The following is a 22,594-nucleotide window of genomic DNA, read 5'->3' as shown; positions in this document are numbered from 1 at the left end:
AATGCTTTTTAACTATGTCAAGGTACTAGGGTGTGTTTGAATCCACCTGTCCATACGCAGGGCAGTACAATCATCCGTAAGCCCTGAGGGCAGCGGCGGCCAAGTCCACTTCCTGAACCGTGTTAAAATGGGAAAAGCTGAACCTTACAGCCCCCTGTTCCCTGGTTCCCAGGGCTTCATGCATCAGAGGCGCGCAGTGCCCGCCTGAGCGGGTATAGATCCCATGCTCCTGGGCCAGGTAATCACTGACCTCCCCCGAGTCTTCATCCCCCAGGTTCAGGGCCACGATGGCAGCCCTCTCCTCCTGGTCAAAATCCCCATATATACATACCCCGGGAATGGCGGCTGCCTGCTCATGAAAACGGCGCATCAATGCCAGTTCCTTATCCCTTATGGCGCCGGGGCCCTGCTCCCTGATATAAAGCAGGGCCGCCCTGAGCCCGGCCAGTCCGTGGGCATTGAGGGTGCCGGCCTCCAATGCAGTGGGCATGGCTGCTGGATGGGTCTTAGAATAGGTCATGATGCCGCTTCCTCCCGACAGCAGCGGGCGCACCTGAATCCCCTTCCTGACGCATATCCCCCCGGTTCCCTGGGGCCCCATCAGTCCCTTATGCCCTGTAAAACACAGGATGTCTATATAATCCCGATCCATATCAATGGAAAACACGCCCGCTGTCTGGGACGCGTCCACCAGGAACAGGGCGCCTGCCTCCCGGCACCAGCCCCCAACCCTCCTGATATCCACCAGATTGCCGGTAAGGTTGGAAGCATGGGTGCACACCACGGCTTTGGTTCCCGGGGTAATGGCTGCCTTCAGGGCATTGTAATCCAACGCACCCTTATGCCTTTCCTTTTCATTTCCCCCATTAGGGTCCATTTCCCCGGTACACCCAACCACCACCAGATCCACGCCCTGGCGCTCCATCTCATAAAGAGGGCGCAGCACGCTGTTATGTTCCAGCGCCGTGGTCACCACCCGGTCCCCGGGGGCCAGCACGCCTTTAATGGCAATATTCAGGCTCTCCGTGGAATTAGCCGTAAATGCAACCTGCTCCGGTCCATCCCCATGGAACAGTCCTGACAGCAGGTCCCTTGTCTCATACACGGTCCTGGCGCTGGTCAGGGCCGTCTCATAGGTGCCCCTGGAACAGTTGCCCATGGTGTTGATGGCCTCTGCCACTGCCCGGGCCACTGTCTCAGGCCTGTAAAAAGATGTGGCCGCATTGTCCAAATAAATCATTGTAAGCTCCCGTCATTTCCATCATTGTCTAATGCCCCTGCTTCATCTCCAGCATCATCAGCCCTTCCACCACGGAACCGGCGATGCATCTGGCTTTGTCTGAAATGGTAAAGCAGTTCTCATACTCGCTCTTCCTCGGGTCGATATCCGCTGTCTTGAATCCCTTGACCACGGGAAAACCATCTTTTATGATTCCCCTTAAAAGACCTGTCAGGGAGGCCTCAACCGCCACCTCTCCCTGTCCGGTCACAACCGTCCCGATGGGCTGTCCTTTTTCCACCATATCGCCAATCATTGCCTTTCCAAAGAAAATGCCTTTGGCCGGTGAACGGATGACCCGCTGCTCCCCAAAGCCGCCCACAATCCCCGGTATACCGGTGTTGGGTTCGGCGCTGCCATTGCCGATAATCCGGCCCAGGTTATGCCCTCTCATGGTTTCTATCACAAGGTCCACATCCTGCCCCGCAGTAAAACCAGGCCCCAGTCCAATGGTCTTATCCGCCATGTCCCGGCTGGTCCCCAGATTCCGCTTGGCCAGTATGGCATCCACCACGGCCCAAGGCCTTACCTTCTGCAGGACCTGGCACTCCTCATCAATCATCACCGGTACGGCCCCCTGTCCCATTATGGAACAGGCTTCCTCATAGCTGGAAACCTTGACGCAGGTAACGCCCTCCACCTCGGACGAGCCGTCATACACTGCTTCCGAAAATGATACGCACCTGCGGATAGCGGATGGGAAACCTGTCTCCAATATAAGTACCGGATAACCGCAGCGGTGGAGCCTGTGGATGGTTCCCGTTGCAATATCCCCTCCGCCCCTTACGATTATCAGTTGTTTTGTTCTGTCTGTCATCATAGCAATTCATTTCCTTCCCTGAAACGCGCCGCAGGAAAGGGCCTGCGGCGGCGTCTGACTCCTATGGACGCACCAGAAGCCTGGCTCCTGTCATGCGTTCCGCAATCTCATACATATTTGTGACACTGCCCACCTTCAGCTTATCTCCCAACCCATAGTGGTTTAAACAGGTCCCGCAGGTAAGTATTTCCACGCCCTGGGCCTCCAGATTCCTTAAATCCTCCACATTGTCCGAGCCTTCACAGGACAGGTATGCGCCGCTGTTATATAAAAGTATGGTTTCCGGCAGGCTGTCCTGCTCTGTCAGGGCATATACAAATCCCTTCATGAGAAGCTTCCCTAGGATTTCGTCCCCCTGTCCCATCAAATTGGAGGACAGGACCACCACCATGCCTTTCCTGCGACAGTCAGGCTGGCAGGCGGTGTCCTGGGCAGCCCCGGCAGCCTCATTGCCCTCAGCAGCCATGCCGCCCACGCCAGCCTGACCGCCCTCAGCAGCCTGACCGCCCACTCCAGCCTGACCGCCCTCAGCAGCCTGACCGTTCACGGATCTGCCCGGCTCCGCATTTCCTGCCGTTATCCTTACCTGGAATTCCCTGTCGCCGGTTTTCTCAAAGGAGGACTTAAGCCCCTTATGGTCTGCCATCTTGCGCAGGTTCTGGACCGCTATCTCATTATCAACCGTCACTTCCACTATCTCCCCTGCATTGCAGCGCCCCAGCGCCTTCTTTGTATCGATAACAGGAAGCGGACACTGTTTTCCGCGTTCATCTAATCTCATCTTTTCCCTTATCCTTTCTTCTGTGTGCCCTTTTATTTAACCGTCACTGTTTTTTCTTCCCTTGCCCGTATTTCCCCAACAATGGCGCAGGGCAGGCCCAGCTTTTGGATTTCCTCCAGGGCCGGGGCCGCATCCTCCCTGTCCATGGATACCAGCAGCCCTCCCGAGGTCTGGGGGTCGAAGAGGATTTCCTCCAGGGCAAAACCGCAGCCTGCAAATTCCACCTTATCACCCACATGATTCCGGTTGCGCTGGGCGGCGGCGGTCAGGTAAAACTCCTCCACATAGTCCCCGCACTCCGCTATGAAGGGAATCCTGTCCCTGTAGACCAGGGCCGAATAGCTGTTCCCCAGCATCTCACACAGATGCCCCAGGAAACCAAAACCGGTCACGTCCGTACATCCGTGCACCCTGTACCTTCGCACGATTTCAGAAGCATACTTGTTAAGGGTAGTCATGGACCGGACCGCCAGGTCCATGGCTGCATCCGATGCCTCTCCTACCCGGGAAGCCGTACATACGATTCCCACGCCCAGGGGCTTGGTAAGGATCAAAAGGTCTCCTTCCCTGCATCCGCTGTTGGCAAATACCTTGTCCGGATGTATGGTCCCGGTTACCGAAAGCCCATATTTCACATCTGAATCAGCAATGGAATGTCCTCCGGCCAGCACGCCTCCTGCTTCCCTTACCTTCTCGCTTCCGCCAAGAAGGATCTGGCCAAGGATATTCAAATCCATGGCTTCCGGGAAACAGACAATATTAAGGGCTGTCTTCACATCGCCGCCCATGGCGTAGATATCACTGAGCGCATTGGCTGCGGCTATCTGCCCAAAGATATAAGGGTCCTCCACCATGGGAGGAAAGAAATCCAGGGTCTGCACCATGGCCAGGTCATCGGTCAGCCTGTAGACAGCCGCATCATCTGAGCCTTCATATCCAATCATCAGATTGGGGTCCTTTGTCCTGGGCAGCTTCTCCAGCACCTTTGCAAGCGCTCCCGGCCCCAGTTTGGCCGTGCACCCTCCACCTTTACAAAATACAATCTCTTCCTGTCCCACGTTCCTTCCTCCTGTCAGTTCGATGATTTTTTTAATTCCTCCACCCATTCCCGTGAAAAATGCTTTTCAAACAGCCGGTCCAGTTCCTGCCTGCTCTCCTTCATGAAAACATCGTAAGCCTCCAGCAGGCGGACCGCCTGGGGCGTAAGGGTGGAACCTCCCCCGTCCCTTCCTCCTGTCTCCCGATCGGTCAGCATGAAGCCCCAGGCTTTCTCCGACTCCTTTAGCATCTTCCAGGCCTTGCTGTACGCCATGTTCATGGACTGGGCAGCGCCCTGGAGGGAGCCGGTTTCCTCAATCCCCCGCAGCAAAGCTGACATTCCCGGACCAAATGCCTTATTGTCAAAATACAATTTCAGTGATATGCCGTAATGAAGCTGGTTCTGATTCATCTTAGTGGCCCCTCTCTTGGTTATGTTTTTATAAGAATAACGTCCCCAAATAAAAAAGCCACTCCGGCCATCCCAAACACAATGGCTGTTGCTGGCTTTTACTATTACCTGCATAAAGCTCCAAACTGCTATTCTTCCGCTGCTTTTATTATAGCAGATTCCCCTGGATATGCAAATAGTTTTTCCAGACCGGCACTGTATCAGCCCTGTATGATGATTTCAAAATCCATGCCTCTCATCCCAACCCTGCAGTCCCGTTTATATTCCCCTGCCAGCTTCACGATATTATCCCTTGTATGGGCTGCATCGGCCAGCACGGCCAGGTCCTGCCCCGGATCCGCATCCATCTCATCCATCACGATCAGCACCGGCTCCGGGCATGACAGCCCCCTTACATCAATCTCCTTCATTCCATCTCCTCCTCGCTTTTATTTATCTGATTTCCGTTTACAGCTAAAACCAATGACGAACAGCACCGCAATACATGCAGCACACATGAGCCTTCCGGCAGGCGTGGTACCCGTACCGCTGGAAGCCAGTCCGAAGTTATGGCAGAATGCGGCGCCTGCCAGCATCCCCAGCACATTGACGGCCGCATCCCCCGAACCCTGTCCGGCCAGGATCAGCTGCCTTAAAGGACATCCCCCTGCCAGCACGGCGGCAAAACCCACCACATACATTCCAGCCATGTTCCACAGCGCCTCTGTATGCGCCACGGGCTGTCCTGCAAATCCCGGTTTAAATCCTCCTGTTGCAAGGTTGTAGACCGTCATCACGGCAAACAGGCCGATGATGACCGTCAGCAGATCAAAATTCTTCATAAGAATCACATCCCTGATTCCTCCGGCAAAGCAGGTCCTTGACCGCTGCGCCGCGGCTCCGAATATCAGTCCCCCTGCCAGGGATGCAAACACAGGCGCATGCATGCTGCCCGGGCCTTCGGCGCTTGCTGCAAACAGGGGTGTCAGGATGCTCAGCAAAAACAGGACAGCCAGGATGGCCGGAAGGATGTATCCGCTTTCCTTTCTGGTATCATAGGCCCGTCCCAGGCTGAATCCCTTTTTCAGGAAAAAGCATCCGGTGGCTGCCCCCAGCACAAACCCGGCCAGCCCCACATACGCGTTCCAGTCACCGGCAGCCATCCTGAGCACCATGCGCAGCGGGCATCCCAGGAATACAAGTGCGCCAATCATGGTCACCACGCCGAGAAGGAACCGGATTATGGGGGATGAACCGGATGTGGAGCGGTATTCCTTCCCCAGCAGGGATATGAAAAAGGAGCCTGCGGCCAGCCCCGCGATCTCCGGTCTCATATATTGGACCGCCGCAGCCGTATGCAGCTTACATGCACCTGCAATATCCCTGATGAAGCATGCAATGCAAAATGCCATGTTTCCCGGGTTGCCCATAAAAGCCAGCGCGGCAGCCACCAGCCCCAATACGCCTCCCCATAATAACAGACCTGTCTTCGGGTTCCATTTCCTCTCCATTGTTTCATTTCCTCCATTCGTTATTTTTCAAAAAGAATAACGCTTCCAATAAATAAAACCGGCCTGACCAACTTAGGACTGTGGTCAAAACCGGCTTTTTCAGGATTTGTGCGTAAAGCTCCAAACTGTTATTCCTTTTATGAGGTTAAATATACCATAAAATGCCATTTTAGTCAATATGAGGCTGAATCCGTACCGGTTAATCCATACCGCTGCATCACTGCCGCCAGCCGCTTCTTCTGTTCCCGCCCCATGGGCGTCAGCGGCAGGCGGCAGCTGTCCGTGCACACCCCCATGATGGACAGGGCCGCCTTGACAGGAATGGGATTCACGTCCCAGAACAGCGCATCCATGATGTCCAGAAGCTTCAGCTGCATTTTCCTGCTCTCCTTAATCTTTCCGTCCAGGAACAGGCGGCACATATCGTGGGTCTGTCTGGGCATGATATTGGCCAGCACGGATATCACGCCCTTTCCTCCCAGGGCCATGATGGGCAGGGTCTGGTCGTCATTGCCCGAATAGATATCGAATCCGTCCCCGCAGAGCGCGGCCGTCCTGGCCAGGGCCGCCATATTGCCTCCGGCCTCTTTTGTTCCCCTTATGTTGGGGTGCTCGGAAAGAATCCGGTATGTCTCCGGCCGGATATCCACACCGGTACGGCTTGGCACATTATACAAAAGGATGGGAATCCCCACATGGTCTCCCACTTCCGTGAAATGCCGCACCAGCCCCTCCTGGGATGCCTTGTTATAGTAGGGCGTTACCTGCAAAAGCCCATCCGCCCCCAGTTTCTCCGCCTCCCTGGAAAGCTTTACCGCATGCTCGGTGCAGTTGCTCCCCGTACCGGCAATCACCGGAATCCTGCCGTCCACATGGCGGATCACATATTCCATGACAGACAGCTTTTCCCTGTCATCCAGGGTTGCGGACTCCCCGGTGGTCCCATTAACAACAACCGCATCCGTCCCCCCGTCCATAATCCGGTCAAGGAGCCTGCCCATTGCTTCATAATCCAGGTTGCCGTAATCATCCATGGGCGTTACTATGGCAGCCGCGCTGCCTTCAAATATGCTGTGTTTCATTTCCTCTCTGTCCCCCGGTTCATTCTTTATACTATCAAAAATATGACAAACATCGGCCATTGGTACCACTCACCAATTATTTCCTTTTCACATATAACAAAATATAATGAGATGAAAGGAGTTCCTTATGCATCACTTTCTCATTCTGGGAGGCGACCCCAGACAGCTTTACCTGTCCGGCCTGTTAGAACAGGCTGGTCAGGAAGTATCCTTATACTATGAAAATCCCTCCTTTTCCCTAAAGGAAGCAATGGAGGCTTCCGATATCATCCTCTGCCCTGTGCCATTTTCAAAGGACAAACAGACCATCCATGCTGAAAACCAGCTTAAGGATCTGGATATAGACCTCTTCTTAAGCCGCCTTACATCTGCGCACACATTGTTCGGCGGCAGCATCCCCCTGTCAGTCAAGGAATACTGCACGGCCCATGGCATCCCCTGTTTTGACTTCATGGAAATGGAGGAGGTGGCCTGTAAAAATGCGGTTGCCACTGCGGAAGGCGCTGTGGCCGAGGCCATTTCCCTAAGCCCCGTGAACCTGCGTAAAAGCGCCTGCCTGATAGCCGGATGCGGCCGGTGTGCCGAGGCGCTGGCAGATACCCTTACAGGCATGGGCGCCCATGTGACGCTTACGGGGCGGGACGCGCAGAAGCTGGCGCGCGCCTGGTGCCACGGCTATGGAACGGTTCCCCTTTCGCAGCTGGATTCCTATGTCCACGGCTATTCATTTATCTTTAACACCATACCGGCCATGGTTTTTGACGCAGGTCTTGGGGCCCGCATGGCCAGGGATGCGGTTGTCATTGACATTGCCTCGGCTCCTGGCGGGGTTGACTTTGAAGCCTGCGCCCTGCATGGCGTCCGGGCCAGGCTCTGCCCCGGCCTGCCCGGCAGATACTCACCCTTGTCCTCTGCCCGGATCCTGTATGAGGCCCTGTGTTCCCGCATCTGAAAATCATTGGAGCGGCTTTTTAGAAAGGAGTTTTTTATGGAATTAAAAGGAAAAAATATCGGCCTGGCCATGACCGGGTCCTTTTGTACGTTTGCAAAGATGGAACAGGAAATCCGGAAGCTGAAAGAAACCGGGGCCATCCTCTATCCCATCTTTTCCAGCAATGTCCAGACCACGGATTCCCGCTTCGGGGATACCGGGGATTTCATACGGCGGATTACCGGCACAGCCGGAAATCCTCCCATCCTGCGCGTAGAGGAGGCGGAGCCCATTGGCCCCAAGGCATATCTGGATGTGCTTCTCATCGCACCCTGCACCGGCAACACCCTGGCTAAGCTGGCCTGCGGGATTACGGACACACCTGTGCTCATGGCTGCCAAGGCCCATCTGAGGAACGGGAAGCCCCTGGTCATCTCCGTGTCCACCAATGACGCCCTGGGAATTAACTTTAAGAATATCGGGGAACTGTTTAACACCAAGAACATCTATTTCGTGCCCTTTGGCCAGGATGACCCGGAAAAAAAGCCCTGTTCCATGATAGCCAGGACCGAACTGATTGAGGAAACATTAAAAGAAGCCCTGGAAGGCAGGCAGATACAGCCTGTCATCCGGGGCCATCAGTAATGGGCATCCGAGTCATTCATCCGCGCTCCAGGGATATCCCTTTCTGATACACCTGCTCCGCCAGTCTGTAGGAAATGTCATATGCCATGGATTCACTGCCCTCAAGGGGCACCTGGCATCCATGGGCGCTGCCCTGCATTTCCTTCCACAGGCGCGTGAACTCCTTTACCGCCTTTTCCGTCATGCCGCCGGGCGTGGCATGGTCCCTCAGCTTCTCCTCCAGGAACTGCCTGGTCTCAAGCCGAAGGGAGAGCAGGTGAAGCTCAAACGCCCGGGGTGCAAGTACCCGGGCATTGGGGGACAGCCCGTTGTCCGGCATCCTGCCATGTCCGGAAGCAAAGTCAAGGGCCCCCTCATACCATCCCTTTTCCAGCCAGGCCAGCTGCCGTTTATCCGCCTCATCCGGGTCCGGCTCAGGCATTACAAGCCCTGTCCTCCTAAGCCTTTCACAGTTTAGCGCGTATAAGATTCCCGCCGCCCTTGCGCATCCCCCTGCGCCGTAATGCCGCTCCAGGGCAAAGCAGAGGGGATACAGCATATGGTATGTTATATTCATGGATAAAAGAGCCATGGACTCATCAGGCGTACACCATAACACACTGCCTAAAGGCCCGAGGAAACGGCTGACCGCCTCCCTGTGCCCTTCACACAGGGGAATCCCCTGGTCATATGTAACCTGGCTGCAGGCCAAGGAATATACGTCAACACCTCCAATGGAAGTCTCCATGGCCGGAAGCACGCATACGGTCCTCACATCGTCCCCCAGGGTCTGGGTATACCATTTTGGAGGCGGGCTCGGGGCAAATGAAAATATCAGGGGCATGGCGGCGCCCTGGTCCCTCAAATAACCTATATAGGGCTTTACCGTGCCTTCCACCACGCCTTCCATCTCATAGGGCCGGACCGAAAGGACCAGGAAGGAGGGCCTTAAGGCCTTCAGACGTTCCAGGCAGTCTCCTGCCATGGCCTCAAACCCATACTGTTTCCTTAATTCCTCAAGCCGCCTGTCCGTTGCCTTGACCGCCAGTATCCTGGACGCATGGCCATTTCCCAGAAGGCGTTCATAACACGGGACCATATATTCCCCAATCCATCCCATGCCGATGACAGCCAGTCTTGCTTTGCCATAATCAATCATATGTTTTGACCTTCTTCCATCCAATCTGTCTGAACTGCGGCCTTAAAGGAACAGTTCATTCTCCCTGCGGACCGCCTTTACCGGCGCCAGTTTCTGTTCCAACATGGCCTGGGCCTGGGAGGGCAGCGACCTGGCGTGTACCGGACAGACGGCAATGCACCGCATGCACAGCATACAGGCCCCCGGATCCGTGGTGCCCGGCGCATCCGCGGGTATGGCCCCGGTCGGACATTGCTCCGCACAAAGGCCACAGGTTATGCAGGTATCATCTGCAAGGGGCACAACCGGCATCTGCTTCCAGCTGCGGTAAGGCCTGTCTCCCGGGACCTTAGGTTCCTGCCAGCCATCCCCTGCCAGCTTCTCCAGGATTTTTCCTGCAAATCCGCGGGCATCCTCTTCGTCCTTTTTATCCGGGCGTCCTGCCGCAACCTCCCTTGCCATGGAATGCTCGGCCAGAAGGGCGGCGCTTGCCCCAATCTTGAATCCCAGTTCTTTTAAGGCGTCATTTAATTCCACCAGGGCATCCTCAAACGCCCGGTTGCCATAAACAGCCACGGTAACAGCCGTTGCCCCATTGCCCCGGCACTGCTTAAGCAGCTTTGCCGCAAACCCGGGAATCCTGCCTCCAAACACCGGCATGCCCACAATCACAAGGTCCTCAGGGCCAAAGCCCCGCTCTCCCTTAAGGGCACAGAGGTCCACCTCCTCAATGTCTCCCCCCATCCCTGCCGCCAGGTTTAGGACTGCTTTTCTTGTACCGCCTGTGGGGCTGAAATAAACTGCTGATAGATTCTTCATGATCCTGCCTCCTGTATGTTATATTTTTCCATTATTGTGACATGATACCAGGATTTAACTGTATCAGCCTTTTCTGTATTTTTCAATACCATGGTTAAATAAGGCAGGGGCTGCCGCCTTACCGCCGCATACCCCTGCCTTTGTGCATTCAGGTTTCCATACCTATAAATCATATTTCCCGCGCTTAACAAACTTACCGGTCTTCTCCACCACCACCTGATGGTCCTTCACCACCTGGGTTCCACGCAGATACACGCTTTCAATGCGCGCGGTCAGCTTACTGCCCTCAAATGGCGCATAGTCCACGTTCTGCGCCTGGCCGCCGGCTGTTACCACGTCGTCCACACCGGTCCGCATCACCACGATATCCGCATCACTTCCCGGCGCAATGGCGCCTTTTAACGGATACATGCCGTAGAGCTTGGCCGGATTTTCCGACAGGAGTTCACACATTTTTTCCCGGGTAATCCTTCCCGCATCCACGCCGTATGTATAAAGAAGGGTTCCCCTTGTCTCAACCCCCGGCATGCCGCCCGGTATCTTGGTGAAATCATCCATGCCCAGTTTTTTCTGCTCCGTTGTAAAGCTGCAGTGGTCCGTGGAAACCGTCTGTATGGTGCCGTCAGCCAGGGCCTTCCACAGGCACTGTGAATCTTCCTTTTTCCTTAAAGGAGGCGCGCACACGTATTTGGCGCCTTCAAAGCCAGGGAGACTGTAAAGGCTGTCATCCATAAGCAGGTAGTGGGGGCAGGTTTCCGCGTATACCTTCTGCCCCCTTCTCCTTGCCTCCATAATCACATCATAACCTTCCTTACAGGTAAGGTGCACCACGATGACAGGGATATCCACCACCTCTGCCAGGCGCAGCAGACGGTCAATGGCCTCTGCCTCCGCGGCAGCCGGACGGGTGGCTGGATGGCTTTCAACGCCCATCCTTCCCTCTGCCTTTGCCTCTGCCTGAAGCGCTGCAATCATGCCGCTGTTCTCACAGTGCACGCCTGTGATTCCTCCCACTTCCTTAAGCCTGCGCAGGATTTCAAAGATGGTCCTGTCATCCACCTGGGTATCATATGTCATATACAGCTTGAAGGAGGTAATGCCTTCTTCCATCATATCATCCAGTTCCCTGCTGACCGAAGGGTTCCAGTCTGAGATGGACATGTGGAAACTATAGTCGCAGGAGCACTTGCCGTCTGCCTTTTCATGCCAGTTCCTCAGCCCGTCCGCCAGGCTCTCACCCGCATACTGGGTGCCGAAATCCACGATTGTGGTAGTGCCGCCCCTGACAGCTGCCTTTGTTCCTGTTGCAAAGTCATCTGCGGTCACTGTTCCCGCCACATGCAGGTCAAAATGGGTATGGGCATCGATAAATCCGGGAAACAGAAGGCAGCCTGCCACATCCGCCACCTGTGTGTCCTGTTCCGCCAGGCGCGCGATTTCTTCCGTACTGCCTACGGCCGCCACCTTTTCCCCATCAATGAGCACATCTGCCCGGAAACTGCCGCTTCCGGTCACCACTGTCCCGCCTCTTAATATCTGCTTCATAATCCTCACTCTCCTGTTCTGTCTTTGTTACAAAGCGTTTGTCCCTCCGCCATCCTGTTTAACCGGTCCCCGTCAATCCGGTAAACCGTCCATTGGTCCATGGCCTTGGCGCCCATGCCCAGATAGAAGTCAATGCTGGGCTTATTCCAGTCCAGACACCACCACTCCAGGCGGCCGCAGCCACGTTCCACTGCAATGGATGCCAGCTGGTTTAAAAATGCTTTCCCAAATCCGCGGTCCCGGTACTCAGGACACACGTATAAATCCTCCAGATAAATACCCGCACGTCCCAGGAAGGTGGAAAAATTATGGAAAAACAGGGCAAAGCCCACGGTTTCCCCGCCACAGCTCCCAAGAAGCACCTCCGCCTTCTGCATTTCAAACAGCCACTGGTCCAGCAGTTCCTCTGTTGCCACCACCTGGTCCAGCATCCCCTCGTAATCAGCAAGTTCCTTTATGAACCTGAGGATCAGGGGGATATCTTCCCGCCCCGCAAAACGGAACCTGATGGAACCGTCCATTCCGCCACCTCCTATGATATGTTTCAGACTTATGCGGAACAAGCGAAAAGCAGGGTGCCTGCCTTTCGCTGTCCGTTTCAGATATTTATACTATTTCTTTTTCTTATAAAATGTATTTTCCATGGGAAGCTTTGTCCTCAGCACATGGTCCATGGCATAATAAGCGCCCTGGACCGCCGGAGCCGTGGGGATGGTGGCAATCTCACCGATTCCCTTTGCGCCGTATGCAAAGGGCAGCTGCTCCTCCTTCTCCACATAAATGGCATGGATATCCGGAATCTGTGTGGAACGCATCAGTCCCAGCGTGCCGTACTTGGCCTGGGGCACGCCGTTCTTTAATGGGAAGTCCTCGGTCAGGGCGTATCCCAGTCCCATAAGCACGCCACCCTCAATCTGTCCCTGGATGGAGATTGGGTTCACCACCTTGCCGGAATCATGGGCAGCATACACTTCCTTTACCTTACCGTCCTCATCCAGGATGACCACATGGGTAGCGAAACCATAGGCCACATGGCTCTTTGGATTGGGCACATCCGCGCCCAGCTTGTCGGTGGGGTCAAAGAATTCAGCAAAGAACTCCCTGCCCTCCAGCTGTGACATGTCCCCGCCTGCTTCCTTAAGGGCTTCCAGAAGGTCTGCCGCAGCCATCCTTACTGCCTCGCCTGTAATCAGGGTCTGGCGCGATCCGGAGGTGGTGCCTGAATCCGGTGCAACCTCGGAATTGGCGCCCATGTTCTTGATCTGGTCCTTCCTAAGCCCTGTTACCTCTGCAATCATCTGTACAAATACGGTTGCGCACCCCTGACCGATGTCAGAAGCAGCCGCGTATAATTCCACCCTGCCCTCATGGACCACAAGCTTTGCACGTCCCTTGTCAGGAAGGCCCACGCCAACGCCGGCGTTCTTCATGGCGCATGCGATGCCGGCCCTTCCCGGATTGCCCTCATATGCGTCCTTAACCGCCAGAAGCGTTTCCTTAAGCGCGGTGGAACAGTCTGCAATCTGTCCGTTTGGAAGCACCTTGCCTGGTTCGATTGCATTGCGGTAGCGGATCTCCCATGGGGAAATCCCTACTTTTTCAGCCAGAAGGTTGATATTGGATTCCAGCGCAAATTCACTCTGGCATACGCCGAAACCGCGGAACGCGCCTGCCGGCGGATTGTTGGTATAATAACCGAAGCCCCGGATGTCCGTGTTCTGGTAGCAGTACGGTCCCACGGAATGGGTGCAGGCCCTTTCAAGCACCGGTCCGCACAGGGAGGCGTATGCGCCTGTATCAAAGTAGATTTCACAGTCAAGTCCTGTGAAGATTCCATTTTCATCACAGCCCAGGGTAAAGGTCCCCTCCATAGCATGGCGCTTTGGATGGAAATTAATGGACTCCTGTCTGGAGAATATGACTTTAACCGGTTTCTGCACCTTTAAGGCTGCCAGTACCGCGATATGCTGGGTGGAAACGTCCTCTTTTCCGCCAAAACCGCCGCCGACCAGTTTGTTTTCCACTACAATGCGGTCCGGATCCCAGCCCAGCATGATGGAAATCTCCTTACGCGTATCGTATACGCCCTGGTCTGAGGTATAAACCTTGACGCCGTCCTTATAAGGAAATGCCACTGCGCATTCCGGTTCCAGGAACCCATGCTCTGTAAACGGCGTGGTATAGGTCTGGGTCACCACATACTTGGAATTCTCCAGCGCCTTTTTCGCATCGCCACGCGTCACATGGCGGCTCTGGCACAGGTTTCCCTTTTCATGGACCTTGGGCGCGTCCTCAGCCATGGCCTCTTTGACAGAACAAACCGGTGTCAGCTCCTCATAGTCAATCTTAACCAGCTTCTTTGCCTCCTCCAGGATATCCCTGGTCTCGGCCACTACCAGACAAATAGCATCGCCCACGCAGCGGGTAATGTCGCCTTTTGCAATCATTACATCCCAGTCCTGCTGGAGATGGCCCACCTTGTTGTTGGGCACATCCTCGGCCGTAAGCACGGCCAGCACTCCCGGAAGGGCCAGCGCATCCCCGGTGTGGATATCCAGCACCTTTGCACGCGGATACATGGACCGCACGGCTGATGCATATACCATGCCTTCCATCTCCACATCGCCCGGGTATTCGCCGTATCCCAGCACCTTTTCCCGCACATCCAGGCGGAAGGCACGCTCTCCCACCCCGTAGGAATCGCCCTTTTCCAGGGACTCCTCTATCTTCGCATCCCCTCTCAGGATGGCTGCGGTCAGCTGGATGCCTTCGATGATTTTCTTATATCCGGTACAGCGGCAGATATTTCCCTTTAAGGCAACCTTGATTTCTTCCTCTGTGGGGTCCGGCACCCTGTCAATCAGCGCCTTGCCTGCCATGACCATGCCCGGGGTACAGAATCCGCACTGCACGGAACCCATTGCGCCGAAAGCGTATACAAACGCTTCCTTTTCAGCATCGCTTAACCCTTCCGTGGTAATGATGTTCTTCCCCGCCGCACGCTTGGTTGTCAGGATACAGGATTTAACCGCCTTCCCGTCCACCACGATCGTACATGTGCCGCAGGCGCCTTCGCTGCATCCGTCCTTTACAGAATGCAGGTGAAGGTCCTCACGCAGATAACGCAGAAGAGGTTTATCCTCACTGGTGCTGCGCATCACTCCATTTACCGTAAAACTATAGTTCTCTCCCATCTTTACCTCCTGCCTTTACGTTCCAGCGTAAAATAGCTTTATAAAAAAAGATCATGGATTCCTTCTGTCTCTATCCCGTTTTCCTGAATCAGTGATTCCAGCCTTACCCGGTCCGCTGCCGGGGCGCACAAGGCCATGCCGCACCCGGCGCTGATCTGTCTGGGTACCGGTATCAGCCTTCCCGGGCAGCCTGCATCCTTTACGCACTGTTCCATCCGCATAGCCATTGTTGTGGTATGGAACGTAAATACCACCTTTTCCGTCTTTTCCCTAGCCATCTGAAAACACCTCATCCATCTGCCGTCATCCTGTCACGGACAGAAGTTCCTGCCTTTATTCTCATGAAAAAATAACGTTATTTTTTTAACAATTCAGCGCGTGTTTAAAAATCATTTTCCGCCCGCCGCCAGGCATGGCCCGGGGGAGCGGAAATAAACTTTCAAACACGCACATTTTCATTTATAACATATAAGAGTAGTCTTTGATAACAGCTGCAATTATCTTCTGGATTCCCTCCGGCACATCCTGGTTCCCGGAACCCACCGTGTAATCCATCACATTGCCCTGAAGCCTTACTTTACAGGTACCGGCCACAGCGTCCAGAACCGTGAAGCCCTGGTTTTTGCTGTTTTCCATATCCTTCTCGTTGGCAAACAGGGTGAACTTGTCAAGGTACGGCGCGCTGTCCCACGGACAGAAGCTCTTACAGTTGCCGCACTCATTACACATATAATCCACATGGATGATCTGGTGTTTCTCCATGCCCGGTACCACCAGGGAAATGTTGGCCCTGTTGGGGCATACCTCTACGCAGTTCTCGCAGTAGCTGTTGCAGGACAGGCATCTGGTGCTGTCAACAATGTGGTCATTCTCCTCTGCCAATCTGCCCTTGCGGCCATAGATGGTGCCGGCGTCAGAGAGCTTGAACAGGTCATCTGCCAGTACCTTGCCCACAATTGCCTCTGCGGCCATCTTGCCGTCCCGGATTCCCTCAACAACCGTGGCTGGCCCGTACAGGCCGTCGCCGGCCACGTACACGCCCTTCACGCTGGTTTCCAGGGTGTCCTGGTTTACCTGGGGACGTCTTCTGCTGTCCAGGGCAATGCCGCATTCCTCATAGAATGCGCCCGGAACCTTCTCGCCCACGGCTGCGATAACAGTGTCGGCCGGAACGGTCACGACCTCGTCCGTCTCCACTACGCCTCGGCGTCCGCTCTCGTCTATGTCGCCCAGGACCATCTTCCTGCAGTACAGGGTTTTGTTTTCCAGCTTAACCGGCGCCAGAAGCTCGGCAAATTCCACGCCGTCCTCCATTGCCATTACCAGTTCTTCCTCGTCGGCAGGCATGAAGCGTCTGGTCCTTCTGTATACCAAAGAAACCTTCTCAACGCCCGCGTTCCTCTTGGCTGCCCTTGCCGTATCCATGGCAGTGTTTCCGCCGCCGATGACAACCACGTTTTTACCTAAATCCAGCTTGCCGTCCGTTGCCTTGAACTGAGCCAGGAAATCCAGCGCGTTCATGGTGTCCCCTGCTTCCAGCTTAAGGGTTCCCTTATCAGAAGCGCCCACTGCCAGCACAACGTAATCGTATTCTTTCTTTAATTCATCAATGGAAGTGATTTCCTTTCCATTCACCATCTCCACGCCCATGGCTGCAACAATCTTCACATCGTTGTCAATGGCTTCATCAGAGATACGGAATCCCGGAATCACATTGCGGACAACGCCGCCCATCCTGGCTTCCTTTTCAAAGACAGTTACCTTTACGCCGCCCCTTGCCAGGAAGTAGGCAGCTGCCAGTCCGGCCGGTCCGCCGCCCACCACGGCAACCTTCTTATCCGTGGTCACTGCCGGTGCCTTGAACTTGGACATCACTGCCTCAAAGCCGCCTTCTGCGGCTTCCAGCTTGGTCCTTCTGATATCCACCGGACTCTCATAGAAGTTCCTGGTACATTTGCTCATACAGTTGTGTGCACAGATGGTGCCTGTGATGAACGGAAGCGGGTTCTTGTTCAGGATGACATTAAGCGCCTGTTCAAACTCACCCGCGCCAGCCAGCTGCAGGTAACGTGTAATATCCTGGTGGATCGGACAGCCCTCCTGACACGGCGCCACGAAACAGTCTGTCAGGGGGACAGGCTTCTTAATCTTCCTGGACGGAAGGGGTTTTACCGCCTTTACATGATGCTTGTCGCTCTTAACGGCCTCTACCAGGGCAGCTGCCTTGCGGGCGTCCACGCCTGTGAACACAGCCGCATCCTTGCCTGCAAAGATCTGGCCGATCTGCTCCAGCCTCTCATAACCGCCCGGCTTTAACATGGTGGTTGCCATGGTCACCGGCCAGATGCCGGCGTCCACGATATCTTCAATATTAAAGTAATCAGCTCCGCCTGAATAGGAAATGCGCAGCTTGCCGCCAAAGTCACCGGCCAGCTTCATGGCAACCGACATGGATAATGGATACAGGGACTTTCCGGACATGTACATCTCTTCGCTTGGAAGCTCATTCTGCTTAACGTCAACCGGGAAGGTATTGGTAATCTTAACGCCGAATTCCAGTCCCTTTTCATCCGCCAGGGCCTGCAGCCTCTGAAGCATGGGAACCGCGTCCTCATACTGAAGGTCATCCTTAAAGTGGAAATCGCCGAATGCAACATAATCATAACCCATGTCGTCCATAAGCTTCCTTGCATACTCATATCCCAGAAGGGTTGGGTTGCATTTGATGAAGGTATGTACTTTCTTCTCCTCAATCAGGTAACGGGCAATGCGCTCAATCTCCTGGGGAGGACATCCGTGAAGGGTGGAAAGGGTTGCACAGTTGCAGACCTCAGGGGAAATCCCCTCCACGTCTTCCTTTGTCACCTTCTCAAACTTATCAAGGTTGTCAAGAAGCCACTGCCTGCACTCATTGAAAACAGGCGTCCCGGATGCATCCTTCATGCCCTCGATGAACTTGTCAATCTTTTCCAGCTTAATGCCTTCCAGGTCATATCCAACTGACATGTTGAACTGGAATCCATCCATGGCGCCAAGGCCGTATTCCTTGGCCAGAACCTTACATGCAAACCATGCCTTCACATACTCGTCAAAGGCCTGGGGAACATACAGCTCCGTGGACCACTCACAGTTATAGCACTCGTCGTCCGCCTTGATGCATGGCTTTGCAACCGGAAGGTCCTCGCCGTCCAGCTTCTGTACGGTCTTCAGCTCAAAGAAACGGCTGCCCGCCACATAAGCGGCAACAATGTTCTGGGTCAGCTGGGTATGGGGGCCTGCCGCAGGACCAAAGGGTGTCTCCAGCTTGCGGCCGAATATCTCATAATTTTTTTCCGGGTCTGCCTTAAAAGGTTTCCTGACTCCGAAAACAGCACCTTTCCTGTGCTCTTCCAGAATCCAGTTCATAAGGTTTCCAAATGGAATGGGTGTCATAATATCGCTCATTTTATTCTTATCCTCCTTGCCTTTCCCTGTTCATGCCAGGGATTTTCCTTGCTTTTCCCCTGTTCCGGCCTAGGATCCGCCTTGCGTTTCCTAAGTTCAGACCAGGAGTTACCTTATTATAAGCACCAGACCAGGTCCCAGCACCGGATACACGGGCCGTGGGGCTGCATAAGCCCCGCCGCCCAATGTCCTCCTTGGTTCCCCGATTTTAACACCGGGGATTTATCTTATCCGGCTCAGCCGCCCAGGGAATGTTGCCCTGAGGTGCTGATTCCCGCCGCCCTGCAATCAGTTGTTTACCTAATTATACATGCTGCGTCTTCTTATATATAGGGGAAAGCCTATCCAGACCTGGAAGGCAGTCCCACTAATCCGCACATCCTTAACCGTTGATGGAACGCTCCAGCTTCTTAGCCTCTTCCCTTACCTCATAAAGGATCTTCTCCTCATCCAGGCCAACCAGTTCACGGTCTTTCATAAGGACCTTGCCGTTACATACAGTGGTTATGACGCTTCTGCCGGTCATGCCGAACAGGATGTGTCCGTTGATGTTGGAAGCGTCCATTGGTGTTAACGGGATGTAGTCGGTTACGATCACATCGGCGGCAGCGCCTTCCTTCAGCACCCCAAGAGGCTTCTTAAAGTAACGGCCCGCAATCTTTGCATTGCCCTCAAAGAGCATCTGGGGAACCTCGCCCCATGCTGCGTTGGCATCGCACAGATGGTGCTTGTGCAGTACGTTGGCCACCTTCATGGACTCCGTCATGTCATGTGTATAACCGTCCGTCCCAAGACCGGTCAGAATGCCCCTGTGCACAATCTCCATGGTTGGGGGGCATCCGCAGGCATTGCCCATGTTGGACTCGGGGTTATGTACGACCATGGTATCCGTATCCCTGATTAAATCCATCTCATGGGAATTCACATAGATGCAGTGGCCTAACAGCGTCTTGCTTCCTAAAATATTGTTGTCCATGAGACGGTCCACAATCCTCTTGCCATACTTCTTAAGGCAGTCATGAAGGTCCTCAATGCCCTCAGCCACATGGATGTGGTATCCTACCTCGGCAGGCTTGTTGGCAGCTGCCAGCTCCATGGTCTCATCGGAAATGGTAAACTGCGCGTGCATGCCCATCATGCCTGCCAGCATGTCTGTCTCATCCGCCAGGGCATGTTTAATCCAGGCCGCATTCTCCATGACGGCAGCCCTTGCCTTGTCCATGCCGTCCCTGTCTGAAACCTCGTAGCAAAGACAGGTCCTGATTCCCATCTCCTTGGCGGCATCCTCGATGGCGAAAAGACTGTCGTGGATCTCACCAAAGCTGGCATGATGGTCAAACACAGTGGTAACGCCGTTCTTAATGGAATCCAGGTAAGTGGCCCTTGCGCTCTGGCGTGTCTGCTCATTGGTCAGATGGCGGTCAATGGTCCACCACATACCGTCCAGGATATCCAAAAACCCTTTGGGGTTATATCCCTTAATAGAAAGTCCCCTGGCCATGGCGCTGTAGATGTGCTCATGGGTATTGATGAATGCCGGCATGATGACGCCCCCCTTGGCATCAACGAACTCAGCCTCCGGGAATTCCTTCTTCACTTCTTCCAGTGTACCTACTTTCTTAATCACATTCCCATCCATTGCCACCGCGCCGTTCTCGATGAATGGATTACCGGCATCCCTTGTCACCAGACGTCCGTTCCCAATAACTAACATAACCTCTCTCCTTTTCTTTATAGAATACTTTAAAATAATTATATGTGTCAGACAGAAACAATTTGTCCTAAAACCATTCTTAAAACCATAAACTTTAATAAGATAGGATAGGACTTCCTGTAACCCTATACTAACACCTTATACCCCCATTTGCAAGCATAAAATGCAAAATTTTTTAGATATTCTAAATTTTTTTGTAAAAACCTCTTGCAATTCATTTTTTTTGTGCTATGATGGAATCATAAACAACGCGTCACAATATAGCGAAATGTTTATTGTACAAAGTAACCAGAAACCGATTGGAATTTGAAGAGTCCGAAGAAAGGAAGAAGAAAGCTATGGCATACACACTAGACCTTTTAAAGCAGCTTGCTGACGGCCTGGCAAGGCAGTTCGGACCAGACTGTGAAATTGTGATCCATGACCTGGCAAGGCATGACCTGGAACACTCCATTGTACATATCAATAATGGGCATGTGACCAACCGCCAGGAAGGGGACGGACCCTCCAAGGTAGTTCTGGAGACCCTTCACAAGGATCCGGCCACTTTGAAAGACCATCTTGGATACCTTACCCGTACATCCAACGGCAAGATACTGAAATCCAGTACCTTTTATATCCGTAATAAGGAAGGCGATTCCATTGATTACCTGCTTTCCCTTAATTATGATATAACCGGACTGATGACCGTGGACCGTTCCATCAAAGCTCTCATCGATACCGAACCCCAAGCGGACGTGAAGCAGCAGCCCGAACAGATTGTCCACAATGTCAATGACCTGTTAGACACCCTGATTGAACAGTCGGTGGCCCTTATCGGGAAGCCGGCCGCTCTGATGAATAAGGAGGAAAAAGTAACTGCCATCCAGTTCTTAAACGATGCAGGCGCCTTCCTTATCACTAAGTCGGGTGACAAAGTTTCCAAGTACTTCGGAATCTCCAAATTCACTTTGTACAGTTACATTGACGTTAACAGCCGCAAGGCAGATGATAAGAAATAACATTATAATCATAAACAGCAACACACATACAAGGAGGATTATGTAATATGGATCAGAAGATTCAATGGGCGGTCAATCATATGCCAAAGACAGATGATAAGAACCTGCCGATCATGGGCCTTGAGGAAATCGGGAAGGCAAGGACCTTCCACGAAAGCTTTCCTCAGTACAGCAAGACACCACTTACAAAGCTGGACCACATGGCTGAGTATCTGGGAGTAAAGGAGATTTACTTAAAGGATGAGTCCTACCGCTTTGGCCTCAACGCATTCAAAGTACTGGGCGGTTCCTTCGCAATGGCGCGCTACATTGCCAGCGAGACAGGCAAGGATGTGTCCGAGCTTCCCTACAGCGTCCTCACTTCTGACCAGTTAAGAAAAGAATTTGGCCAGGCAACCTTCTTCACAGCCACAGACGGCAACCACGGCCGTGGCGTTGCATGGGCAGCCAACCGCCTGGGCCAGAAGGCTGTTGTACATATGCCTAAGGGTTCCACCCAGACACGTCTTCAGAACATTGCAAAGGAAGGCGCACAGGTAGACATCCAGGAGATGAACTACGATGACTGTGTACGTCTGGCAGCCAAAGAGGCGGACGAGACAGAGAGAGGCGTGATTGTACAGGATACGGCCTGGGACGGCTACGAAGAGATTCCGGCCTGGATCATGCAGGGTTACGGGACCATGGCCATGGAAGCCGGCGAGCAGTTAAAGGAATACGGCTGCGAGCGTCCGACCCACATTTTCGTACAGGCAGGCGTCGGTTCCCTGGCAGGGGCCGTGGTGGGATACTACTCCAACCTTTATGCCGATAACCCGCCAACCTTTGTTGTGGTGGAAGCAGAAGCAGCCGCATGTCTCTACAAGGGCGCTGCTGCAGGCGACGGCGACATCCGCATCGTGGACGGCGACATGGAAACCATCATGGCCGGTCTTGCATGCGGCGAGCCAAACACCATTTCCTGGGATATCTTAAAGAACCATGTAAAAGTATTCATCGCTGCCCCGGACTGGGTAGCTGCAAACGGCATGCGTATGCTGGGCGCTCCCATCAAGGGCGACGCGCCTGTTACATCCGGCGAGTCCGGCGCTGCCCCATTCGGCGCACTGGCAGCCGTCATGACCATGGATGAGTACAAGGATCTGAGAAATGACATCGGACTGGACGCATCTTCCAAAGTCCTGCTCTTCTCAACTGAAGGCGATACGGACCCTGACCGTTACAAGAACATTGTATGGAAAGGTCTCGATAAATAAGCAATAAAGCATCATCCAATAAACCC

General features: G+C 53.9%; 20 protein-coding genes. 4 read left to right on the top strand and 16 right to left on the bottom strand.

Features of this window, described 5'->3' with window-relative positions; genetic code table 11:
- Positions 1 to 70: 70 nt before the first annotated feature.
- The 8 genes from DWX59_RS21250 to dapA all read right to left on the bottom strand — a co-directional run bounded on the left by DWX59_RS21250 (position 71) and on the right by dapA (position 6,902).
- On the bottom strand, positions 71 to 1,240 hold the full coding sequence (locus tag DWX59_RS21250; protein WP_117561139.1) for an aminotransferase class V-fold PLP-dependent enzyme: 1,170 nt from the start codon (positions 1,238 to 1,240) through the stop codon (positions 71 to 73).
- A 28-nt stretch (positions 1,241 to 1,268) separates the two neighbouring features.
- Entirely contained in the window at positions 1,269 to 2,096 is an 828-nt protein-coding gene (gene yqeB / locus DWX59_RS21245; RefSeq protein ID WP_166460277.1) for a selenium-dependent molybdenum cofactor biosynthesis protein YqeB, read from the bottom strand.
- 64 nt (positions 2,097 to 2,160) lie between these two features.
- Positions 2,161 to 2,880 carry a sulfurtransferase-like selenium metabolism protein YedF gene (gene yedF, locus DWX59_RS21240; protein WP_117561137.1) on the bottom strand — a complete coding sequence of 240 codons (720 nt, stop codon included), beginning with the start codon at positions 2,878 to 2,880 and terminating at the stop codon, positions 2,161 to 2,163.
- A gap of 32 nt (positions 2,881 to 2,912) precedes the next feature.
- A complete protein-coding gene (selD, locus tag DWX59_RS21235; RefSeq protein WP_117561136.1) occupies positions 2,913 to 3,986 on the bottom strand; it encodes a selenide, water dikinase SelD in 1,074 nt (357 codons plus the stop codon).
- Positions 3,953 to 4,330: a winged helix-turn-helix domain-containing protein gene (locus DWX59_RS21230; protein ID WP_117561135.1), complete on the bottom strand. Its 378-nt coding sequence runs from the start codon at positions 4,328 to 4,330 to the stop codon at positions 3,953 to 3,955. Before DWX59_RS21230 ends, selD begins: the two co-directional genes overlap by 34 nt.
- 200 nt (positions 4,331 to 4,530) lie before the next feature.
- Positions 4,531 to 4,740: a sulfurtransferase TusA family protein gene (locus DWX59_RS21225; protein WP_117561134.1), complete on the bottom strand. Its 210-nt coding sequence runs from the start codon at positions 4,738 to 4,740 to the stop codon at positions 4,531 to 4,533.
- A gap of 18 nt (positions 4,741 to 4,758) precedes the next feature.
- On the bottom strand, positions 4,759 to 5,820 hold the full coding sequence (yedE, locus tag DWX59_RS21220; RefSeq protein WP_117561133.1) for a YedE family putative selenium transporter: 1,062 nt from the start codon (positions 5,818 to 5,820) through the stop codon (positions 4,759 to 4,761).
- 173 nt (positions 5,821 to 5,993) lie between these two features.
- Positions 5,994 to 6,902 carry a 4-hydroxy-tetrahydrodipicolinate synthase gene (gene dapA, locus DWX59_RS21215; protein ID WP_117561152.1) on the bottom strand — a complete coding sequence of 303 codons (909 nt, stop codon included), beginning with the start codon at positions 6,900 to 6,902 and terminating at the stop codon, positions 5,994 to 5,996.
- A 127-nt stretch (positions 6,903 to 7,029) separates the two neighbouring features.
- Here dapA and DWX59_RS21210 point away from each other — a divergent pair, with 127 nt between their 5' ends.
- Together DWX59_RS21210 and DWX59_RS21205 are read left to right on the top strand one after the other, a co-directional pair.
- A complete protein-coding gene (locus DWX59_RS21210) occupies positions 7,030 to 7,854 on the top strand; it encodes a dipicolinate synthase subunit DpsA (protein WP_117561132.1) in 825 nt (274 codons plus the stop codon).
- 36 nt (positions 7,855 to 7,890) lie between these two features.
- Positions 7,891 to 8,478, top strand: coding sequence for a dipicolinate synthase subunit B (locus tag DWX59_RS21205; protein ID WP_117561131.1), 588 nt, complete (start codon positions 7,891 to 7,893; stop codon positions 8,476 to 8,478).
- Between the two features lie 16 nt (positions 8,479 to 8,494).
- On the opposite strand, the gene DWX59_RS21200 is transcribed toward DWX59_RS21205, so the two are convergent.
- From DWX59_RS21200 to ssnA, 8 genes are all read right to left on the bottom strand, one after another.
- Complete coding sequence (locus tag DWX59_RS21200; protein WP_117561130.1) at positions 8,495 to 9,616, bottom strand: pyrroline-5-carboxylate reductase family protein; 1,122 nt, start codon at positions 9,614 to 9,616, stop codon at positions 8,495 to 8,497.
- A gap of 42 nt (positions 9,617 to 9,658) precedes the next feature.
- On the bottom strand, positions 9,659 to 10,414 hold the full coding sequence (locus DWX59_RS21195; protein WP_117561129.1) for a 4Fe-4S binding protein: 756 nt from the start codon (positions 10,412 to 10,414) through the stop codon (positions 9,659 to 9,661).
- A gap of 162 nt (positions 10,415 to 10,576) precedes the next feature.
- Positions 10,577 to 11,959, bottom strand: a complete 1,383-nt coding sequence (gene hydA / locus DWX59_RS21190; RefSeq protein ID WP_117561128.1) for a dihydropyrimidinase — start codon at positions 11,957 to 11,959, stop codon at positions 10,577 to 10,579.
- Between the two features lie 5 nt (positions 11,960 to 11,964).
- Positions 11,965 to 12,480 carry a GNAT family N-acetyltransferase gene (locus tag DWX59_RS21185; protein ID WP_117561127.1) on the bottom strand — a complete coding sequence of 172 codons (516 nt, stop codon included), beginning with the start codon at positions 12,478 to 12,480 and terminating at the stop codon, positions 11,965 to 11,967.
- A gap of 90 nt (positions 12,481 to 12,570) precedes the next feature.
- Positions 12,571 to 15,153 (bottom strand): selenium-dependent xanthine dehydrogenase, encoded by a 2,583-nt coding sequence (gene xdh / locus DWX59_RS21180; RefSeq protein ID WP_117561126.1) that lies wholly within the window; start codon positions 15,151 to 15,153, stop codon positions 12,571 to 12,573.
- A gap of 38 nt (positions 15,154 to 15,191) precedes the next feature.
- Positions 15,192 to 15,431, bottom strand: a complete 240-nt coding sequence (locus tag DWX59_RS21175; RefSeq protein ID WP_117561151.1) for a putative Se/S carrier protein — start codon at positions 15,429 to 15,431, stop codon at positions 15,192 to 15,194.
- Positions 15,432 to 15,612: 181 nt separating this feature from the next.
- Positions 15,613 to 18,597 carry a putative selenate reductase subunit YgfK gene (gene ygfK, locus DWX59_RS21170; protein WP_117561125.1) on the bottom strand — a complete coding sequence of 995 codons (2,985 nt, stop codon included), beginning with the start codon at positions 18,595 to 18,597 and terminating at the stop codon, positions 15,613 to 15,615.
- Between the two features lie 382 nt (positions 18,598 to 18,979).
- Entirely contained in the window at positions 18,980 to 20,311 is a 1,332-nt protein-coding gene (ssnA, locus tag DWX59_RS21165; protein ID WP_117561124.1) for a putative aminohydrolase SsnA, read from the bottom strand.
- A gap of 338 nt (positions 20,312 to 20,649) precedes the next feature.
- Between ssnA and DWX59_RS21160 the strand changes: the two genes are divergently transcribed.
- Complete coding sequence (locus DWX59_RS21160) at positions 20,650 to 21,312, top strand: helix-turn-helix transcriptional regulator (RefSeq protein WP_008717908.1); 663 nt, start codon at positions 20,650 to 20,652, stop codon at positions 21,310 to 21,312.
- Positions 21,313 to 21,359: 47 nt separating this feature from the next.
- Entirely contained in the window at positions 21,360 to 22,568 is a 1,209-nt protein-coding gene (gene dpaL, locus DWX59_RS21155) for a diaminopropionate ammonia-lyase (RefSeq protein WP_117561123.1), read from the top strand.
- The last annotated feature ends 26 nt before the right edge of the window (positions 22,569 to 22,594 follow it).

It is taken from the genome of Enterocloster aldenensis (assembly GCF_003434055.1).
Taxonomy (GTDB): domain Bacteria; phylum Bacillota; class Clostridia; order Lachnospirales; family Lachnospiraceae; genus Enterocloster; species Enterocloster aldenensis.
This window is presented reverse-complemented; position numbering and strand designations above follow the sequence as displayed.

Coding starts and splice junctions, on each gene's coding strand:
- DWX59_RS21250 (WP_117561139.1), bottom strand. CDS start 1,240: ATGATTTATTTGGACAATGCGGCCACATCTTTTTACAGGCCTGAGACA.
- yqeB (WP_166460277.1), bottom strand. CDS start 2,096: ATGACAGACAGAACAAAACAACTGATAATCGTAAGGGGCGGAGGGGAT.
- yedF (WP_117561137.1), bottom strand. CDS start 2,880: ATGAGATTAGATGAACGCGGAAAACAGTGTCCGCTTCCTGTTATCGAT.
- selD (WP_117561136.1), bottom strand. CDS start 3,986: ATGGGTGGAGGAATTAAAAAAATCATCGAACTGACAGGAGGAAGGAAC.
- DWX59_RS21230 (WP_117561135.1), bottom strand. CDS start 4,330: ATGAATCAGAACCAGCTTCATTACGGCATATCACTGAAATTGTATTTT.
- DWX59_RS21225 (WP_117561134.1), bottom strand. CDS start 4,740: ATGAAGGAGATTGATGTAAGGGGGCTGTCATGCCCGGAGCCGGTGCTG.
- yedE (WP_117561133.1), bottom strand. CDS start 5,820: ATGGAGAGGAAATGGAACCCGAAGACAGGTCTGTTATTATGGGGAGGC.
- dapA (WP_117561152.1), bottom strand. CDS start 6,902: ATGAAACACAGCATATTTGAAGGCAGCGCGGCTGCCATAGTAACGCCC.
- DWX59_RS21210 (WP_117561132.1), top strand. CDS start 7,030: ATGCATCACTTTCTCATTCTGGGAGGCGACCCCAGACAGCTTTACCTG.
- DWX59_RS21205 (WP_117561131.1), top strand. CDS start 7,891: ATGGAATTAAAAGGAAAAAATATCGGCCTGGCCATGACCGGGTCCTTT.
- DWX59_RS21200 (WP_117561130.1), bottom strand. CDS start 9,616: ATGATTGATTATGGCAAAGCAAGACTGGCTGTCATCGGCATGGGATGG.
- DWX59_RS21195 (WP_117561129.1), bottom strand. CDS start 10,414: ATGAAGAATCTATCAGCAGTTTATTTCAGCCCCACAGGCGGTACAAGA.
- hydA (WP_117561128.1), bottom strand. CDS start 11,959: ATGAAGCAGATATTAAGAGGCGGGACAGTGGTGACCGGAAGCGGCAGT.
- DWX59_RS21185 (WP_117561127.1), bottom strand. CDS start 12,480: ATGGACGGTTCCATCAGGTTCCGTTTTGCGGGGCGGGAAGATATCCCC.
- xdh (WP_117561126.1), bottom strand. CDS start 15,153: ATGGGAGAGAACTATAGTTTTACGGTAAATGGAGTGATGCGCAGCACC.
- DWX59_RS21175 (WP_117561151.1), bottom strand. CDS start 15,431: ATGGCTAGGGAAAAGACGGAAAAGGTGGTATTTACGTTCCATACCACA.
- ygfK (WP_117561125.1), bottom strand. CDS start 18,597: ATGAGCGATATTATGACACCCATTCCATTTGGAAACCTTATGAACTGG.
- ssnA (WP_117561124.1), bottom strand. CDS start 20,311: ATGTTAGTTATTGGGAACGGACGTCTGGTGACAAGGGATGCCGGTAAT.
- DWX59_RS21160 (WP_008717908.1), top strand. CDS start 20,650: ATGGCATACACACTAGACCTTTTAAAGCAGCTTGCTGACGGCCTGGCA.
- dpaL (WP_117561123.1), top strand. CDS start 21,360: ATGGATCAGAAGATTCAATGGGCGGTCAATCATATGCCAAAGACAGAT.